Source organism: Corynebacterium sp. UMB4614, from assembly GCF_030217065.1.
Taxonomy (GTDB): Bacteria; Actinomycetota; Actinomycetes; order Mycobacteriales; family Mycobacteriaceae; genus Corynebacterium.
In genome coordinates, this window is the sequence record NZ_JASONC010000027.1 from 1 (window position 1) to 15,767 (window position 15,767).

Annotated in this window: 15 protein-coding genes; 8 read left to right on the forward strand and 7 right to left on the reverse strand. The window is 65.4% G+C overall.

Annotation, left to right across the window (positions count from 1 at the left end):
• Positions 1 to 180: 180 nt before the first annotated feature.
• The gene (locus tag QP413_RS09125; protein WP_012360792.1) at positions 181 to 540 is read right to left on the reverse strand and encodes an FKBP-type peptidyl-prolyl cis-trans isomerase; all 360 of its coding nucleotides are present in this window, start codon (positions 538 to 540) and stop codon (positions 181 to 183) included.
• A 165-nt stretch (positions 541 to 705) separates the two neighbouring features.
• Positions 706 to 1,989 (reverse strand): citrate synthase, encoded by a 1,284-nt coding sequence (locus QP413_RS09130; protein WP_284781516.1) that lies wholly within the window; start codon positions 1,987 to 1,989, stop codon positions 706 to 708.
• A 381-nt stretch (positions 1,990 to 2,370) separates the two neighbouring features.
• Between QP413_RS09130 and serC the strand changes: the two genes are divergently transcribed.
• The 3 genes from serC (at position 2,371) to QP413_RS09145 (ending at position 5,899) form a co-directional block, all read left to right on the forward strand.
• Entirely contained in the window at positions 2,371 to 3,510 is a 1,140-nt protein-coding gene (gene serC / locus QP413_RS09135) for a phosphoserine transaminase (protein WP_012360794.1), read from the forward strand.
• A 189-nt stretch (positions 3,511 to 3,699) separates the two neighbouring features.
• A complete protein-coding gene (sepH, locus tag QP413_RS09140) occupies positions 3,700 to 4,902 on the forward strand; it encodes a septation protein SepH (protein WP_284781517.1) in 1,203 nt (400 codons plus the stop codon).
• 25 nt (positions 4,903 to 4,927) lie between these two features.
• Positions 4,928 to 5,899 carry a hypothetical protein gene (locus QP413_RS09145; RefSeq protein ID WP_012360796.1) on the forward strand — a complete coding sequence of 324 codons (972 nt, stop codon included), beginning with the start codon at positions 4,928 to 4,930 and terminating at the stop codon, positions 5,897 to 5,899.
• A gap of 39 nt (positions 5,900 to 5,938) precedes the next feature.
• Here the strand turns inward: QP413_RS09145 and QP413_RS09150 are convergent, their stop codons facing one another.
• The 3 genes from QP413_RS09150 to QP413_RS09160 form a co-directional block, all read right to left on the reverse strand.
• A complete protein-coding gene (locus tag QP413_RS09150) occupies positions 5,939 to 6,793 on the reverse strand; it encodes an RNA methyltransferase (protein ID WP_041628618.1) in 855 nt (284 codons plus the stop codon).
• Between the two features lie 5 nt (positions 6,794 to 6,798).
• A complete protein-coding gene (locus tag QP413_RS09155; protein WP_012360798.1) occupies positions 6,799 to 8,283 on the reverse strand; it encodes an NCS2 family permease in 1,485 nt (494 codons plus the stop codon).
• Positions 8,284 to 8,490: 207 nt separating this feature from the next.
• Positions 8,491 to 9,234 (reverse strand): DUF3027 domain-containing protein, encoded by a 744-nt coding sequence (locus QP413_RS09160; protein ID WP_231837640.1) that lies wholly within the window; start codon positions 9,232 to 9,234, stop codon positions 8,491 to 8,493.
• Between the two features lie 58 nt (positions 9,235 to 9,292).
• Between QP413_RS09160 and QP413_RS09165 the strand changes: the two genes are divergently transcribed.
• Positions 9,293 to 10,165, forward strand: coding sequence for a glutaminyl-peptide cyclotransferase (locus QP413_RS09165; protein ID WP_012360799.1), 873 nt, complete (start codon positions 9,293 to 9,295; stop codon positions 10,163 to 10,165).
• A gap of 116 nt (positions 10,166 to 10,281) precedes the next feature.
• Positions 10,282 to 10,932: a DUF2771 domain-containing protein gene (locus QP413_RS09170; RefSeq protein ID WP_012360801.1), complete on the forward strand. Its 651-nt coding sequence runs from the start codon at positions 10,282 to 10,284 to the stop codon at positions 10,930 to 10,932.
• A 67-nt stretch (positions 10,933 to 10,999) separates the two neighbouring features.
• On the opposite strand, the gene QP413_RS09175 is transcribed toward QP413_RS09170, so the two are convergent.
• On the reverse strand, positions 11,000 to 11,383 hold the full coding sequence (locus QP413_RS09175) for a cold-shock protein (protein WP_015381883.1): 384 nt from the start codon (positions 11,381 to 11,383) through the stop codon (positions 11,000 to 11,002).
• A gap of 551 nt (positions 11,384 to 11,934) precedes the next feature.
• Here QP413_RS09175 and QP413_RS09180 point away from each other — a divergent pair.
• A complete protein-coding gene (locus tag QP413_RS09180) occupies positions 11,935 to 12,567 on the forward strand; it encodes a resuscitation-promoting factor Rpf1 domain-containing protein (protein ID WP_041628511.1) in 633 nt (210 codons plus the stop codon).
• A 173-nt stretch (positions 12,568 to 12,740) separates the two neighbouring features.
• On the opposite strand, the gene QP413_RS09185 is transcribed toward QP413_RS09180, so the two are convergent.
• Complete coding sequence (locus QP413_RS09185; protein WP_012360804.1) at positions 12,741 to 12,932, reverse strand: hypothetical protein; 192 nt, start codon at positions 12,930 to 12,932, stop codon at positions 12,741 to 12,743.
• A 137-nt stretch (positions 12,933 to 13,069) separates the two neighbouring features.
• Here QP413_RS09185 and QP413_RS09190 point away from each other — a divergent pair, with 137 nt between their 5' ends.
• Together QP413_RS09190 and QP413_RS09195 are read left to right on the forward strand one after the other, a co-directional pair.
• On the forward strand, positions 13,070 to 15,496 hold the full coding sequence (locus QP413_RS09190; protein WP_284781518.1) for a helicase-associated domain-containing protein: 2,427 nt from the start codon (positions 13,070 to 13,072) through the stop codon (positions 15,494 to 15,496).
• Positions 15,497 to 15,620: 124 nt separating this feature from the next.
• The coding region (locus QP413_RS09195; RefSeq protein ID WP_284781519.1) for a helicase-associated domain-containing protein at positions 15,621 to 15,767 on the forward strand (147 nt) is incomplete at its 3' end.

The following is a 15,767-nucleotide window of genomic DNA, read 5'->3' on the forward strand; positions in this document are numbered from 1 at the left end:
ATGCAATATCGGAATCAGACCCTTGAACCCCTCACCGCCTAGAATTAAACCAGTCCAACTTTCGGGGGCTAGTTCATAGAACCAGGCGAGGGTTGTGTGCGTTCGATCTAGCCTGCGCCGCCCGGAAGGACGACGCCTGCCAGCTACTTCGCGTCGATCAAGTCGATCACGCTGTGCCAGTTACTTCGCATCGATGAGGTCGATAACGAAGACCAACGTGCGGCCCGCGAGGGGGTGCGGGGTGCCAGCCGGACCATAAGCCAGCGCCGGCGGGATCGTCAGCTTCCGGCGACCACCCGTCTTCATGCCCGGGATACCTTCCTGCCAACCAGCGATCAGACCCGAGAGCGGGAACTGGATCGACTCACCGCGGTCCCAGGAGGAATCGAACTCCTGGCCGGTCTCGAAGTCCACGCCCACGTAGTGGACCTCAACCATGCCGCCAGGCACGGCCTCAGCACCATCGCCGACCACCAGGTCCTCGATCACGAGCTCTTCAGGCGCCGGACCAGACCCAGCGTCAATCTGCGGCTTCGACATTCTTTGCCACTCTCCTCACACCGGCCATCACAGACCGGCAAGTTTCCTTCTCAAAGAACAGCCCCGCCCCTGCCCTATGCAGGAGGCGGGGTGTCACGGCGCCGACTGTACGTAGCCGACGTAGCTGACGCGAACCACGTTCTCACGCGGCCCGACTAGCAACAATTAACGGTTGAGCTTGCGCTCGCCCTGGCCGGTGTAGATCTGACGCGGGCGGTTGATGCGCGCGGTCGGGTCGTTGACCTGCTCCAGGTAGTGAGCGATCCAGCCCGGCAGACGGCCGATGGCGAACAGGACCGTGAAGAAGTCGGTCGGGAAGCCCATCGCGCGGTAGATCAGGCCGGTGTAGAAGTCGACGTTCGGGTACAGCTTGCGCTCGATGAAGTAGTCATCGTTCAGCGCGATGTCCTCGAGCTTCATAGCCAGGTCCAGGAGATGGTCGCCACCCAGGTGATCCAGGATCTGGTGAGCGGACTCCTTCACGATTGCCGCGCGCGGGTCGTAGTTCTTGTAGACGCGGTGGCCGAAGCCCATCAGCTTCACGCCGTCTTCCTTGTTCTTGACCTTGGTCATGAACTCGTCGGCGTTGTCGCCGTTAGCGTGGATGTCCTCGAGCATCTCCAGAACGGCCTGGTTAGCGCCACCGTGCAGCGGGCCAGACAGCGCGTTGATGCCACCGGCGACGGAAGCGAACATGTTGGCGTCGGAGGAGCCAACCATGCGGACCGTGGAGGTGGAGCAGTTCTGCTCGTGGTCAGCGTGCAGGATCAGCAGCTTGTCGAGCGCGTCGACGACGACCGGGTCAACCTCGTAAGGCTCGGTCGGGTAGCCGAACATGCTGCGCAGGAAGTTCTCGCGAGCGTTCAGGGAGTTGTCCGGGTACATGTACGGCTTACCCTGGGATGCGCGGTAAGCGTAGGCAGCCAGCATCGGGACCTTCGCCATCAGGCGGTAGGTGTTCAGCTGCTGCTTCTCCGGGTCACGCGGGTCCAGGTCATCCTGGTAGTAGGTGGACAGAATGTTCACGGAGGAAGCCAGGACGCTCATCGGGTGAGCATCGCGCGGGAAGACGCGGAATGCGGCCTTGAAATCCTCATCGAGGAGGGTGTGGCGGCGGATGCGCTCGGAGAACTCCTTGAGCTCATCCTGGTTCGGCAGCTCGCCGTTGATCAGCAGGTAGGAGACCTCGTTGAAGGTGGCATTGTTAGCCAGGTCAGCGATGTCGTAACCGCGGTAACGCAGAATGCCGTTTGCGCCGTCGATGTAGGTGATCTCGGACTTGGTGGAGCCCGTGTTCACGTAGCCAGGGTCCAGGGTGGTCAGGCCGGTTTCAGCCAGCATCTTGCCAAGCGCGACACCGTCGTTACCCTCGGTCGCCCTGACGATGTCCATTTCGTACTCTCCACCTGGGTAGTGGAGAACGGCCTTGTCCTGATTATCGGTAGCCAATTGCCATCCCTTTCTAAAAGTTCACGTGCGATATCTCCACACGCGGAGTACGTCCGTAGCTAACAGTGTATAGCGCTTGTGGCTCGTCTCGCGGCGTACACCTTGAAACTTTGCGTGCTGCGCCCGCATTAGCGGGCACCGAGCCGCCAGGCGGCTCTAGTGAAGTTCCCTGCCGCTGCCGTTCCACAGCGCCGTGGGGATACCCCAACATTCTACGTCATATGTGAGCTACGCGACATTCTTGGGGTGCGTCGCCACTACCCCCAGCGGGTGGCAGCGCCCAGAACGCCGCCCGCTAAAATGAGAACTGAACCACAAAGCCCACCGCCTCACGCGGCCACGCAGTGAGGACAGTTAGGACAGCAAGGAAGGTCCGAATCTATGGCAACCCCAAACAACGAACTGCCAACTCTGCCCCAGGAACTCATCCCCGGCGACGGCCGCTTCGGCTGCGGCCCGTCCAAGGTTCGCCCAGCTCAGCTGCAGGCCATCTCCGATAGCGCAGCCATCATGGGCACCTCCCACCGCCAGGCTGGGGTCAAGGACGTCGTCGGCAGCGTCCGCGAGGGCCTGAGCGAACTGTTCAGCCTCCCTGAGGGCCACGAGATCGTCCTCTCCCTCGGTGGCGCAACCGCATTCTGGGACGCCGCCAGCTTCGGCCTGATCCGCAACAAGTCCGCCCACCTCACTTACGGCGAGTTCTCCGGCAAGTTCGCCACCGTCTCCAAGAAGGCGCCATGGCTCGACGCCCCGGAGATCGTCGAGGCGGAGCCAGGCACCGCACCGTCCCCGTCCCAGCTGGATAACGCGGACGCCGACGTCGTCGCATGGGCCCACAACGAGACCTCCACCGGTGCGATGGTGGACGTCACCCGCCCGGCTGGCGATGCGCTCGTCCTGATCGACGCCACCTCCGGCGCTGGTGGTCTTCCGGTGGACATCGCCCAGACGGATGCCTACTACTTCTCCCCGCAGAAGTGCTTCGCCTCCGACGGTGGCCTGTGGCTCGCCGCCTTCTCCCCTGCCGCGATCGAGCGCGTCGAGGAGATCGCCGCAACCGACCGCTACATCCCGGCCTTCCTGGACCTGAAGACCGCCGTCGATAACTCCCGTAAGAACCAGACCTACAACACCCCGGCCGTCGGCACCCTGGTGATGCTCGACAACCAGGTGCAGTGGATGAATGAGAACGGCGGCCTGGACGGCATGGTCAAGCGCACTACCGAGTCCTCCAGCCACCTGTACTCCTGGGCTGAGGGCCGCGACGGCGCCAACCCGTTCGTCACCCCGGCATCCGCCCGCTCCCTGGTCGTGGGCACCATCGACTTCGACGAGTCCATCGACGCCGCGCAGATCGCCAAGATCCTGCGCGCCAACGGCATCCTGGACACCGAGCCGTACCGCAAGCTGGGCCGCAACCAGCTGCGCATCGGCATGTTCCCGGCCATCGACCCGGAGGATGTCAAGAAGCTGACCGCCGCGATCGACTGGATCCTCGATAACGGCCACGCCGCGAAGTAACTGATCCAGCGGGGCTGGTTTCTAGCCCCTCCCCTGCGCCGGCCGCGCGCCCGAGAATCACCCGGGCCCGGCCGGCGCCGACGTACCTGCCTGGGATTCGTTACCCAACAAGCACTGTGACTGCGACACACCGGCAGGCAATCTTCGTTAAAGTTGTTAAGAGTGATTTTTAGGCGTGAGGAGGCCCCAATGAGGGAACTGAAACTGGTAACGACTGACAGCGATGCTCAGTCGCTGGTTTTCGTACCCGCCGAGGCACCGGCGGGGGCTGAACCTGCCGAAGAGTTCTTCCTCGCGGTCACCGACGAACTCCGCGAGCTGCTGGGCGCGGCCGAGGGCAGCAAGTCGGGCTCCGAGCACGGCTCCGAGCAGGCTGCGGACGCGGCCGGGGTTCCGGCGGCAGACACCGAGGCTCCGGATGCCGAAGCGCGGGATGTTTCGGAGGACGACGCCGGTTCCGGCACCTCTGGTGACGGGCTGGCCGCCGCTTTCTCCGAGCTGCGGGAAAACGAGTCCCGGGCCCGTGCCGAGCGCGAGCGTGCCCGCCAAACCGAACAGGAGTCCGCAGACGAGGAGCGCGTCCGCAAGGGCTTCGGAACCAAGGCGGGCAGCGGGCGACCGCACCGCACCCGCATCGCACTGAGCCCCCGCGTGATCCAGGACCGGGTTCGCCACGGCGCCAGCATCGCGGAACTCGCCGAGGAAGCGGATACGGACGAGTCCCGCATCGAGCCCTATGCGTGGCCCATCCTGCAGGAACGCTCCCGCATCGCGGAGCTGGCCCGCTCGGCCCGCCCAGCCACGAGCGAGGGCACATCTGAACACACGCTGTGGGAGGCGCTGGCCACCGCCTTCGCCGCGCGCGAAGAGAACGTCGCTGATACCCAGTGGGATGCTCACCAGGATCAGTCCCGACAGTGGGTCGTGACCGTCAGCTGGGCGAAGGCCGCGGCTGGCCAGACCAACACGCACTCCGCTGAGTTCCTCTTCGAGCCCTCCGCCACCGGTGGTCACAACCTGGTCCACCCGCTGGATTCCGTGGCACGCGACCTCGTGGATCCTCGTTTCTCCCAGCCGGTGCGCAGCGTGACCCCGCTGCACCCGGTGGACAATGCGGAGAGCGGTGGTGGTCACCCGGCCGCTGGCGCCCACGACCTGTTCGCCAACACCCAGGGAGGCACGACCCCCGAGCGCCGCGAGGATCAGCGTGCACCGGAGCAAGGCAATGCACCGGCCAGCGGCGAGGCCGCTGAATCGGGCGCCGAGCAGGGCGAGGATTTCCTCCTGCATCCGACCGAGGAGCAGGGCAAGAAGCGCCGCCGCAAGGCCGTTACCCCGCACTGGGAGGACGTCCTGCTGGGCGTACGCACCAATCCGAAGAAGAAGCGCTAAAGCACACCGTCGATAGGGTTAAGCCATGGCCGAAGAGACCGCGAACCCCAACCAGGGTGTCGTCATCACCCAGCCGCACACGCTGGTCACCTTGTGGTTCGTTAACGCGGCGGATCCCCGCAGCGTGTTGGACGCCGAACCCGCCCCCGACCGTGGCTTCGCGCGCAAGTACCTCGCCCAGGTCAACCCGGCCTGGCCGCTGACGCACATCGGGGACTTCGACATGACGCGCAGCACCTCACCCGATGTCCATGAGTTCTACATCGGCGCGTTCCCCGAGGTCTCGGTCGTGCAGACGATCATGCCGGGCCTACTGCGCCTCTCCGAGATCCCGGAGAGCTACCGCAACCTCGTCGCTGCCGCGGACGTGTATGCCACGGCCTACGTGCCCGAGGACGCCGGCGAATCCGAGGACTCCCAGACCTACGCTGGTCTGGGCGGATTCGCCCACTGGTCCGGCGGCACCCTCAAACGGGCGTTCAGCGCCACCCGGGAGAACATCCTGGAGGACGTGGGCCTTCCGATGCCCTTCGAGATGCCCTTCTGGGAGGGCAACGCCGAGGCCACAGGCATCCAGCTGCCGTTTATCCCCCACGAGATCGCCGCGGCCGCCGCCGAGGAGTGGCTGGGGTTCCGCACCGACGGCTCGGGCCCCAGCATCCACATCAGCGCCTTCGCTACCGACGGTCGGCCAGAGACGAAGTCGCGGGCCACCGATCCTGCCCGCCTTAGCGGAGCGCGTTCGCAGTCCGCCGAGGACTCCGGACTGTCCGGCACAGACGACGGCGCCAGCTACGACGACTACACCCCGGGTGGCACATCGAACACTGAGGTCAAGCCAGCAGCCGAGCTCGCGAAGGACGTCGCCGCCGCCACCGGTAGGCTCGCCGTGCGCGGCGCCAAGCAGGCCTGGGGCGGCCGCTACGGGATCAAGAACATGGGCCGCAAGCTCCGCGACGAGGCCCAGCGCCTGGCGCGCAATAGCGGGCGGAACTAACGCACGCGTCGGCCTGCCCCAGTCACCGCCGCCGTCCCCCTAGTAGCGGCTGGCGTAGAAGCCGATGGCGGCGGCCGTCGCCACGTTCAGCGAGTCCGTCCCCGGCATCATCGGAATTTTCGCCCGCATATCGGCCGCGCGCATCGCGTGCTCCGTCAAACCCGGACCTTCGGCACCAACCATGATCGCGATGCGCGCCCCCTCCCCCTGCTCGCGACGCACCGCGAGCACCGCGTCCGCCAAACTCAGCTCCGTGTCCGGGGTCATCGCGATGATCTGAAAGCCTGCCTCCCGGACCGCGTCCAGGCCGTGCTGCCAGTTCGTCGTCTTGCCCGAAAAACGCGCCCACGGCACGCGCAACACGTGCCCCATGCTCACGCGTACCGCGCGACGATACAGCGGGTCAGCCGTTGCCGCACCAAAAAGCACCGCATCGACCCCCAGGCCCGCGGCGTTGCGGAAGAGCGCACCAATATTCTCGTGGTCCCCCACGCCCTCCAGGATGGCGATCACGCTCGGCCCAGCGGGAATATCCGCCAGGACCTCCGGAACCGTGCGTTCCGGGATGCGGTCCGCCGCGGCTACGAGTCCGCGGTGCATGTCGAAGCCCGCAACCTCCCGCAGCACCTCGCGGGAGACCTGGTAGACCACTGGTCCGCCGGCCGGCTGGGCGGCCGAGCAGGTGACGTCCTGAAGAACGGAGAGCTTGCCCTCGAAACCGACCACCGACCGCACCGGGTACCCCGAGGACAACAGTCGTGGCACGACCAGCGAGCCCTCCACGATGACCAGCCCCTTGCCGCCCGGCAGGTCGGGCCGGGAATCCGAGGAATTGAGGTCCCGGAAATCGTCTAGCCGCGGGTCTGCCGGGTCGGTGATGGCGATCGGGGCCAGATGCACTAGTTAATCGCCCCCAGGATCGGGTCCACAGCGAAGTACACGACGAACAGTGCAGCCACGACGTACAGCAGCGGGTGGACCTTCTTCGCGCGGCCCGCGAGCACGGACATCACCACGTAGGTCACGAAGCCCACGCCGATGCCGTTGGCGATGGAGTAGGTAAACGGCATGACGACGATCGTCAGGAACGCCGGCAGTGCGATGGAGAAGTCGCTGAAGTTGATGTCCTTGACCTGCGACATCATCATCGCACCAACGATCACCAGAACGGGTGCCGCGGCCTCGATCGGGACGATCTCGTACAGCGGGGTGAGGAACATCGCGGCGAGGAACAGCAGGCCGGTGACGACGTTCGCCAGGCCGGTGCGGGCACCGTCAGCGATACCGGAGGCGGAGTCCACGAAGACAGTGTTGGAGGAGGCAGATGCCGCGCCACCGACGACCGCACCCGCGCCCTCGACGACCAGGGCGGTCTTCAGGTTCGGCAGGCGGTCCTCATCATCCATGAGATTGGCCTGCTTACCGAGCGCGGTCATGGTGCCCATGGCGTCGAAGAAGTTCGCGAGCACCAGGGTGAACACCAGCAGGGAGGCTGCGAGCACGCCCACGCGGGAGAAAGCACCAAGCAGGTCGACCGCACCCAGCAGGGAGAGGTCCGGCAGGCCGCCCACAGAATCCGGCAGGGTAGGCACGGACAGGGACCAGCCCTTCGGGTTCGGCTCACCGTTCTCGAAAGACGCGCCCGACGGTGCGAGTGCCTCGATGACGACCGCAATGATGGTGTTGATGACGATGCCAATGAACAGGCCACCACGGACCTTGCGGACCACGAGCCCGCCACAGATCAGCAAACCGAGGACGAAGACGAGGGTCGGCCAGGTAGCGATCGAGCCGTTGATGCCCAGGCCGACCGGGACAGTGGTGCCAGCGGCATCCGGGACGCGTCGGACGAAGCCGGAGTCCACCAGGCCGATCATGGCGATGAACAGGCCGATACCCACGCCGATCGCAGCCTTCAGGCTGGCCGGGATCGAGTTGAAGACCGCCTCGCGGAAGCCCGTGACGGCCAGGAGGACGATGATGATGCCGTCGATGACCACCAGGCCCATGGCCTCTGGCCAGGTCAGCCCCTCGGTAGCAACGAAAGTCACCGCGACCAGGGTGTTGATGCCCAGGCCGGCGGCGATACCGAACGGGTACTTGGCAATGACACCAAAAGCAATGGTCATCACGCCGGCAGCGAAGGCCGTCACCGCGGCGACGCGGGAGGTGCCGAGGACGTCGCCGTTGACGTCCGCGCCCGTTCCCAGGATCAGCGGGTTCAGAATGATGATGTAGGCCATCGCGAAAAACGTGACCACGCCACCGCGAATCTCGTCGGGGATGGTGGAGCCACGCTCCGTGATGTGGAAGAAGCGATCCAACCCGCTACGGGCGGGCTGTTGCGATGGAGCCGAATCTGGTGAGGCGGCGGAGGTGGACATGGACGTGCACAATCCCTTCGGACGCAGTGTTATTTCGCCTAAGAGATTCTCACTTCGGCCCAAGATTCTGCAACCAACAGCCTCGTTGGCTCGGGGGTGGCCGGGGCTGGTCGCGGGGCTGCGGTCAGAACTTGCGCGGAGCCCTACCTACGGGTGGCCGGGGATGCGGCAACAACCGCGCCAGACGCTGCGCCGACCGTGGTGGCTTTAGATCCCGTCGTCGAAGGCGCCGTACTCGCGGCCACCGGTGGAGTCGAACTCCTCCTTCGTCTCCGAATGCGCGCCGCAGCCGTAGGTCGCGTGCACTACGCGCCCATCGGCGGAATACTCATTAGTGCACATGCCGAACTGGGTATCGGGGTTATTGATCGGCAGGTAGAAAGCGCAGGTCTTGCAGCTCATCGCCGCCTTCTCCGCGAACTCAGAGTTCGGGCCGAAGTTGCCCTTCCGCCACCGCTGCAGGGTGTCGGCCAGTCCCTTCGCGCTCAGCGCCTGTGGTGCCTTCTGGTTGCGGGGGAAGTTCTCCAGTTCAGCGCGCCGGTCCTTCGCCAGCTCGTCCCAGGACGCCAGGCGCTCGTCGTCTTCCCGTGGCGGGAGGGTGTCGCCGGGGCCCAGGTCCCCCGGGCGCACGCGATCTTCGTAGGGAACCCACTCGGGCGCGAGTTCGGCCTTCGCCCCTGCTTGGAGGGCGACCTCGTTGACGGTGATCTCCTGGCTGCCCGGCACCGCGGCGAGCACTGCGATCCATTCCCAGTCCTTATATCCGGGGGTGAGGCTCGCGAAGCGGTGAATGGCCACGTGCCCGGAGTCCTGCCCCTGGCGCGGCGGAACCTTCACCCCGAGGTGCTCGCCCACCTCCCCCTCGGCTGCCTCGGTGATTACCTCCCGGGCAATCTCACGGGCCTCGGCGCTGAAGAGCAGCTGGTCGCGCTGTTTCTTGTGCTTAGTCATCTCCCCCATTATGCCCTGCACGCCACCGAGCGGGGCACAGCCGAGCGCCTGGGGCACAATGGAGGCCATGACCATTGCAGCTTTTGCCCGTTCTGCGCGCCGGCCTGTCCGGCTGATGATCGGTGCGGTACTCGCCGCTGGCCTGCTGACCGGCTGCGGCTCCGCCGACGACGAGGCCACCCAGGCCGCCGGGCCCGCCACGGCAGCGGAAGATGCCCGCCAGCCAGAGCAGCTCAAGGCCACCGTGATCGCCGAGCACCCGTGGGACGCCACCAGCTTCACCCAGGGCGTGGAGGTCGTGGACGAAGGAAAACTCCTGGTGGGGACGGGCCGCAACGGCGAATCCCGGATTTACCACAGCACCATCGACGGTGAGCAGTCCGATAGCCACGACCTCGACCGCCGCTACTTCGGCGAAGGGGTCACCCGCCACGTCGATAAGGACGGCCACGCCACCGTCTGGCAACTGACCTGGAAGGAAAACACCGCATTCCGGCGGGACGCCGACACCCTAAAGGAACTGGACCAAGTCCGCTACGAGGGCGAGGGCTGGGGAATCTGCTCCACCGGGGAGCAGCTGGTGATGAGTGACGGCTCCGGCACGCTGACCTTCCGCGATCCGGAGAGTTTCGCCGCCACGGGCAGCGTGGATGTCACGCGCGGCGGCGAGCCCACCACCATGCTCAACGAGCTCGACTGCCGGGGTGACGAGGTCTGGGCCAATGTGTGGCAAAGCGACGAGATCTACCGCATCGACCCCGCCACCGGGGAGGTCACCGGGGTCGTGGACATGACGGGGCTGGTGCCCACCGCTCGGCAGGCCGGGGTCGACGTCCTCAACGGCATCGCCCACGTGCCGGGAACCGACCGCTTCTACCTGACCGGGAAGCTGTGGGACACGATGTACGAGGTCACCTTCGAGCCCGCGTAGGAGCTACGGGCCGCCACTCCCCTCCTCAAGGTATTCTCCGATCGCACGCTGCGGGGGTGCGCCCGGCAGGGGCAGCCACTGCGACTTTGCGTCGGCGCAAGTTAGCATGAGTAGCCGTGAACTCTTCTAACTCTCAACCGCGTCCCGAGGACACCGAGCAGTTCCTCAAGCGAGCCAACGCAAGCAAGCCGACCCCGGCGGAGGGCGCACCGCAGCGCTCCCGCCCCAGCGCGAAGCAGCGCCGCAAAGCAGAGCAGCGCAAGCAGCTGATCACCATGCTGAGCATTCTCGCGCTCGTCGTGGTGATCGTCGGCGCCGTACTAGCGGTGAACTGGTGGCAGAACAACCGCGAGGGAACCCTGCCGGAAAACCAGCGCGTCGTCGCCGTCGTCGGGGACGAAGAGGTAGAAATCCCACCGTATTCGGCCTGCGAGATCGACGACCCCGATTGCGAGCCAGGAAAGCCCTTCGAGCTGGACTTCAAGGGCCAGGAGGAGATCACCCTCCGCATCCCGGAGGATGTCTACGACCACGACTGGGCAATGCTCAGCATCTTCGACGACCCGGGCGCGAACGACGAGCAGTACCACAAGGCCAACGAGACGACCGAGACCACGGTGCGGCTGAAGTCGGAGAAGAAGAAGTCCGACGGATCCAACCCCGAGCTCACCGTGGTGGAAATCCACTCCCTGCTCGTCGGTCGCGACGCTGACGGCGAGGAGACCCCCGTGGCCACGGTATGGGCCATCTCCCCGGCCGGAAAATAACAGCCAGAGCAAAAGGAACGCCCCGGCATTGCCGGGGCGCAAGGGTGTTATTAGGGGCTAACGGGGGTTAGGAATCGAGCTCGCGCGCGATAGTGCGAAGAATCTCGACGATCTGGCGAGAGTCACGGCGATCCGGTCGGCGCCCCGCCTGCAGGACCGGAACAACCTCGGAGTCCAACAGGTTGATGGTGTCCTGCACCATGCCAGCCAGCTGCTCTGGCTTAAAGCGGTGCTGGGCGCGGCGGGGACCGGCGTCCAGAATGGTCAAGCTAAGCGCCTGTGGTCCGCGACGGGCAGCCACAAACTCATATTCCACGCGCTGACCTGGGACGAGTTCCGTGACCCCCTCGGGCAGAACCTGGCGGCCGACGTAGACGTCCTCCTCACCAGGATTGGATACAAAGCCGAAGCCCTTGTCGGCGTCGAACCAACGAACTTTACCGACTGGCATGTTGCCTCACCTTTCTTCTCTTCCTTACCTTGGCGCGCTGTGCGGTCTTTCCCGCGAGGCTTCACGCGCCGTGGGGCGGATGCCGCAAGCAACGTCCGCACGGTGAATGTGCGATCCCGCCCAGTGTTAACCTCCAGGATACCCGCTTCGGCGCGCACCCCTGGGCTACTGAAGAAGCTGAAATTAGCAGGCCGCCCCAGCGAGTGCACAATCCATGACGCAGGCCACTGCGTGGCACATCAATGCGCCGAAACCCCGCCCCGATCGGTGAAATACGTCACAATCCCGGAAAAAATTACGATTCGTTATTTTTCATTAACGGCCAGGTCAAATGCCTTTTATAAGGGCCTCCCACCGAACGCGCGGCGGGTTTTCTTCCCGAAGAACGTGACTATTTCGTTATAAACGGCTAGCGTGTGTTCTCAGCACAGAGCAGAACGCTCACAGCGTCGCGCACATCAGCACGGCGCACCATTGAAGCAAGAGAACACGAAACGAACGGTTTTCGGCCGGTCACAGCACCGGCCACCGGAAGGGAAACTCAAGAAAAAATGGGACGCCACTCGAAGCGCAACTCCATCTCCACCGTCGGCCGCATCGCCGTCGCAGGTGCCGCACTCTCCGCAGGTGCCGCCGCTTTCGCACCGGCAGCCTCCGCTGCACCGGACTCTGACTGGGACCGCCTGGCTCAGTGTGAGGCCGGCGGCAACTGGCAGATCAACACCGGCAACGGCTACCACGGTGGCCTGCAGTTCTCCCCGTCCACCTGGAACGCATACGGTGGCCAGAAGTACGCACCGTACGCATACCAGGCAAGCCGTGAGCAGCAGATCGCCGTCGCCGAGAAGGTCCTGGCAGGCCAGGGCTGGGGCGCATGGCCGTCCTGCTCCGCACAGCTGGGCCTGAACTCTGCCCCGACCCAGCGCGACGTGCCTGCGAAGAAGGCTGCACCGCAGGCTACGGCCAAGAAGGCTGTTTCCCAGCTCGCCCAGCAGAAGGACGTCCTGGCGATCGATAAGGTCTACCAGCAGATCGTCGAGCGCTTCGAGGCTGCAGGCCTGGCAGTCCCGGCACCGGTCGAGGAGTTCTACAAGGCTCACCGCGTGAACCTCAACAACCACCTCAACGCGCACAACGCCCGCGTTGCTCAGGCACAGCAGATCCTGAACCAGTTCGGCCTCTAAGCTCAACGCTTCAGTCCGAACAGCACACAGCCCCGGCTAGCGAGGAAAACTCGCCGACCGGGGCTGTTGTAATTGCTAGCCGCTCCTGCCCGTGGCAGCTATCGCTTAACGCTGGCGGTTAGAAACGCGAAATCCGCCGTGGGGAGCTTGAACCCCACGGCGTGAAAACGCTATTAGCGGTTGATCACCGTGTCTGGGTGGACGTACGGGAGAGTGGAGGAGTCCACCGGCCACTCGATCTCGCCGTAAGGGGAAAGAGCGCCTGCCGAGAACGCCACCAGCTCGGTGACAGCGTGCTGACCCTCTGGAATATCAGTCGGCCACGCCGGGTCTACATAGCCTTTTTTCTTTTCAACGTTCGCCATAGTTTGAGTTTCTCACATCACACCGAAAATCGCACCATAGGAGGCGAAAAACAGCTGACCGGTCCACCCGTTTGGGAAAGCCCGCGCTTCGCTGCCGACGGACGCAGGCGGGGCCAGTCCATTAGAATGGTTTGCCTATGACTGCCCCCGACTCTCCCCGTGACGATGCATCGAACCCTCCCCTCAGCTATCCCGCATGGCTGCTGGGGCAGGATTACGCGTCGCTAGCCGGGCTCCTGGGCAGGCTCCACAGCCGCGGGGCGATTGACCTGCTCGCCCCCACTCCCCTCTCCGAGCTTGGATCCACCGCCCGCGGGGCGTCCTATTACGCAGGTTCCGACACGCTGGCTGGTGCGGCGGGCGCGTTGGACGACACGCTGCTCGACAGCGCCAGCATTCGCTTCCTCTCCGCCATCGAGCTGCTGGTACTGCACGCCGGCTTCGAACTAGACGCAACTCACGACTGGATCAGCGCCAGCGACATCATTGCGACCGCCACAGAACTACTGGACATCGCTGGAACGCCGGCCGAGCGCCGCCCCAGCCAGGCGGATCTGCTGGCAGCCATGCGCTCCTGCGCGTCATGGGGCCTGATCTACGGCCCCCGGTGGTCGCTATCCCTCGACTCGGAGCACCCGTCCGATTCCGAGCACCTGGACGAACTTCTACTCAAACTACCCGGACCCCTCACTACCATGTTCCACCCCTCGGTCCGGGAACTGTGGCGGCTTGCTGACTGCAACCGCTGCCCCATCCCCACGGCGGAGCTACCCGACACGGTGGAGGCCCTCCCCGACCGCCAGCGTCGCCTGCTCAGCACCCTCAACAACGCGGGCGGGGTGGGCCATTCCGAATCCCTGCGGCCGGGCGCAGACCCCGACCAGCCACTGCCCACCTTGGTGCGCACCGGGATCTTGGACCAAATCGATGAGAACACCGCCCGGTTAAGCGGCCGAGTCGCCCAGTACCTACGGGGCACCCTGATCGCCGAACCCGGCGGAGACTTCCGCCCGGCGCGCCCTGTCAACCGTTCGACCGGCGAGGCCGGCCCCCATGACCCGGCAGCTGTCGAGGATTCGGCGTCCGAGCCTTCGACCACCGACCCGAATAGTCAGGCCTCGGCCACGGCGGTCGCGAATGTCACCCAGACGATTCAGGACTTAACCGAACTACTGGAGGAACTGGGGTCCGAGCCCATTCAGCCGCTGATGTCCGGCGGCATTGGGGTCCGTGAAATGAACCGCATCGCTCGCCGCTGGGGCACCGACTCCGATGAGGTGGCCCGCCGCCTCACGCTGGCTTACGAGGCAGGCCTGGTGGACCTTGGTTTTGCACACCCACCCGCCGGAGACGGCCCAGTCTGGGCTCCGACCGAGCCAGCCATGGACTTCCTTGAAGCCTCCCTAGCTACCCAGTGGGCGATGCTGCTGCTCGGTTGGCACGCTAGCCCCTACGCCCCCTGGCATGCTGAGGCGCTGGATGTCCGCGCCTTCCAGGAGGAGTTGCTGGACCCGAATGCGGCTCACCTCCGCCAGTTGTTTCCCTTCCTTTTTAGGACGCCAACGGGCGCGACGACAACCACCGCGCAACTCGCTGATCAGCTGTGGCGTGTGCAGCCTTTCCAGGCCTGGGGCACGACCGCGGAGGGGCTGGAGGCGATCGTCGCGGAGTCGGTGGACCTGGGGCTCACCGCGTTGGGAGAACCCACGGCAGCGCTGTCGGCTTTGAAGCTAGCCCGCGAGGCCGCTGAGGCTCGTGCCGCCCGATCCGCAGCCGCGGCTGCCCACGCCCCAGATGACGTCAGCGCGGCGGAGGATGACAACGATGACGACGACCCCGTCGTCGCGCTGGCAGCAAGCCTGGACGAGCTGCTGCCTTCCCCTGTCAAGTACCTCATCATCCAGGGCGATCACACCGTCATGGCCCCGGGCCTGCTGGCTCCGGCAGACGCGGCGATGCTGCGAGCCATGGCAGTGCAGGAATCCTCCGGCATCGCCTCGGTCTGGCGGATCACGAAGGCGAGCCTGCAGTCCGCATTCCGTACCGGGCATCGCAGCGAGGAGGTCTCAGAGTTCCTCTCAACCATGACCCCGGGCGGGCTGCCGGCGGTGCCGCAGTCCATCCGGTACCTCATCGAGGATGCCGAGCGAGGCCTTGAGCTCTCGGGCAGCACCCCGGAGGATGCCTCGGCCAGCGGCCGCAGCTCCGTGCCGCACCGCCTGCAAGGAAGGTCAGGCCGGCATTCCGACTCGCAGCTGCGGGAGGCCATCGCAGCCGAGATCGAAAGCTACCGACGGGCCGCGAGCGTCGAGAGCGAGGCCCACGAGGGCGACGAAGTCACGCTGACCGAGCCCCGCGCCGCGCTGTCCGCGCTGCGTCAGGCCTATGCCGCGGGCCACCAGGTGCGCCTGAGCTACGCAGAGGCGGATGGTTCTACGGTGAGCGCGTGGATCTCGGTGGTGATGGTCACTGCCTCGCAGATCACCGCAGTGACCGAGCCGGATGGCGAGACCTTCACGGTGCACCCGCACCGAGTGATCGCAGTCTCCGTCCCTTCGCGCTAGCCTGAAGTTTTGACGCTTTTCGGGTCGGCTCAAGCAGCAGACCCGGAATACAAGTGTTTCTGCCCCGGCGCGACCGTTTTCCGCACCGCCGGGTCACACGTCTTCCAAGGAAAGGACAACGGCTTTGCCCATCGGCGACGGCCCCTTGATCGTGCAGTCGGATAAGACCGTGCTGCTCGAGATCGACCACCCGAAGGCGCAGGAGGCGCGCACCGCGCTGGCACCGTTCGCGGAGCTGGAGCGCGCGCCGGAGCACGTGCACACCTACCGC

Coding starts and splice junctions, on each gene's coding strand:
- QP413_RS09125 (WP_012360792.1), bottom strand. CDS start 540: ATGTCGAAGCCGCAGATTGACGCTGGGTCTGGTCCGGCGCCTGAAGAG.
- serC (WP_012360794.1), top strand. CDS start 2,371: ATGGCAACCCCAAACAACGAACTGCCAACTCTGCCCCAGGAACTCATC.
- sepH (WP_284781517.1), top strand. CDS start 3,700: ATGAGGGAACTGAAACTGGTAACGACTGACAGCGATGCTCAGTCGCTG.
- QP413_RS09145 (WP_012360796.1), top strand. CDS start 4,928: ATGGCCGAAGAGACCGCGAACCCCAACCAGGGTGTCGTCATCACCCAG.
- QP413_RS09155 (WP_012360798.1), bottom strand. CDS start 8,283: ATGTCCACCTCCGCCGCCTCACCAGATTCGGCTCCATCGCAACAGCCC.
- QP413_RS09160 (WP_231837640.1), bottom strand. CDS start 9,234: ATGACTAAGCACAAGAAACAGCGCGACCAGCTGCTCTTCAGCGCCGAG.
- QP413_RS09165 (WP_012360799.1), top strand. CDS start 9,293: ATGGAGGCCATGACCATTGCAGCTTTTGCCCGTTCTGCGCGCCGGCCT.
- QP413_RS09175 (WP_015381883.1), bottom strand. CDS start 11,383: ATGCCAGTCGGTAAAGTTCGTTGGTTCGACGCCGACAAGGGCTTCGGC.
- QP413_RS09180 (WP_041628511.1), top strand. CDS start 11,935: ATGGGACGCCACTCGAAGCGCAACTCCATCTCCACCGTCGGCCGCATC.
- QP413_RS09185 (WP_012360804.1), bottom strand. CDS start 12,932: ATGGCGAACGTTGAAAAGAAAAAAGGCTATGTAGACCCGGCGTGGCCG.
- QP413_RS09190 (WP_284781518.1), top strand. CDS start 13,070: ATGACTGCCCCCGACTCTCCCCGTGACGATGCATCGAACCCTCCCCTC.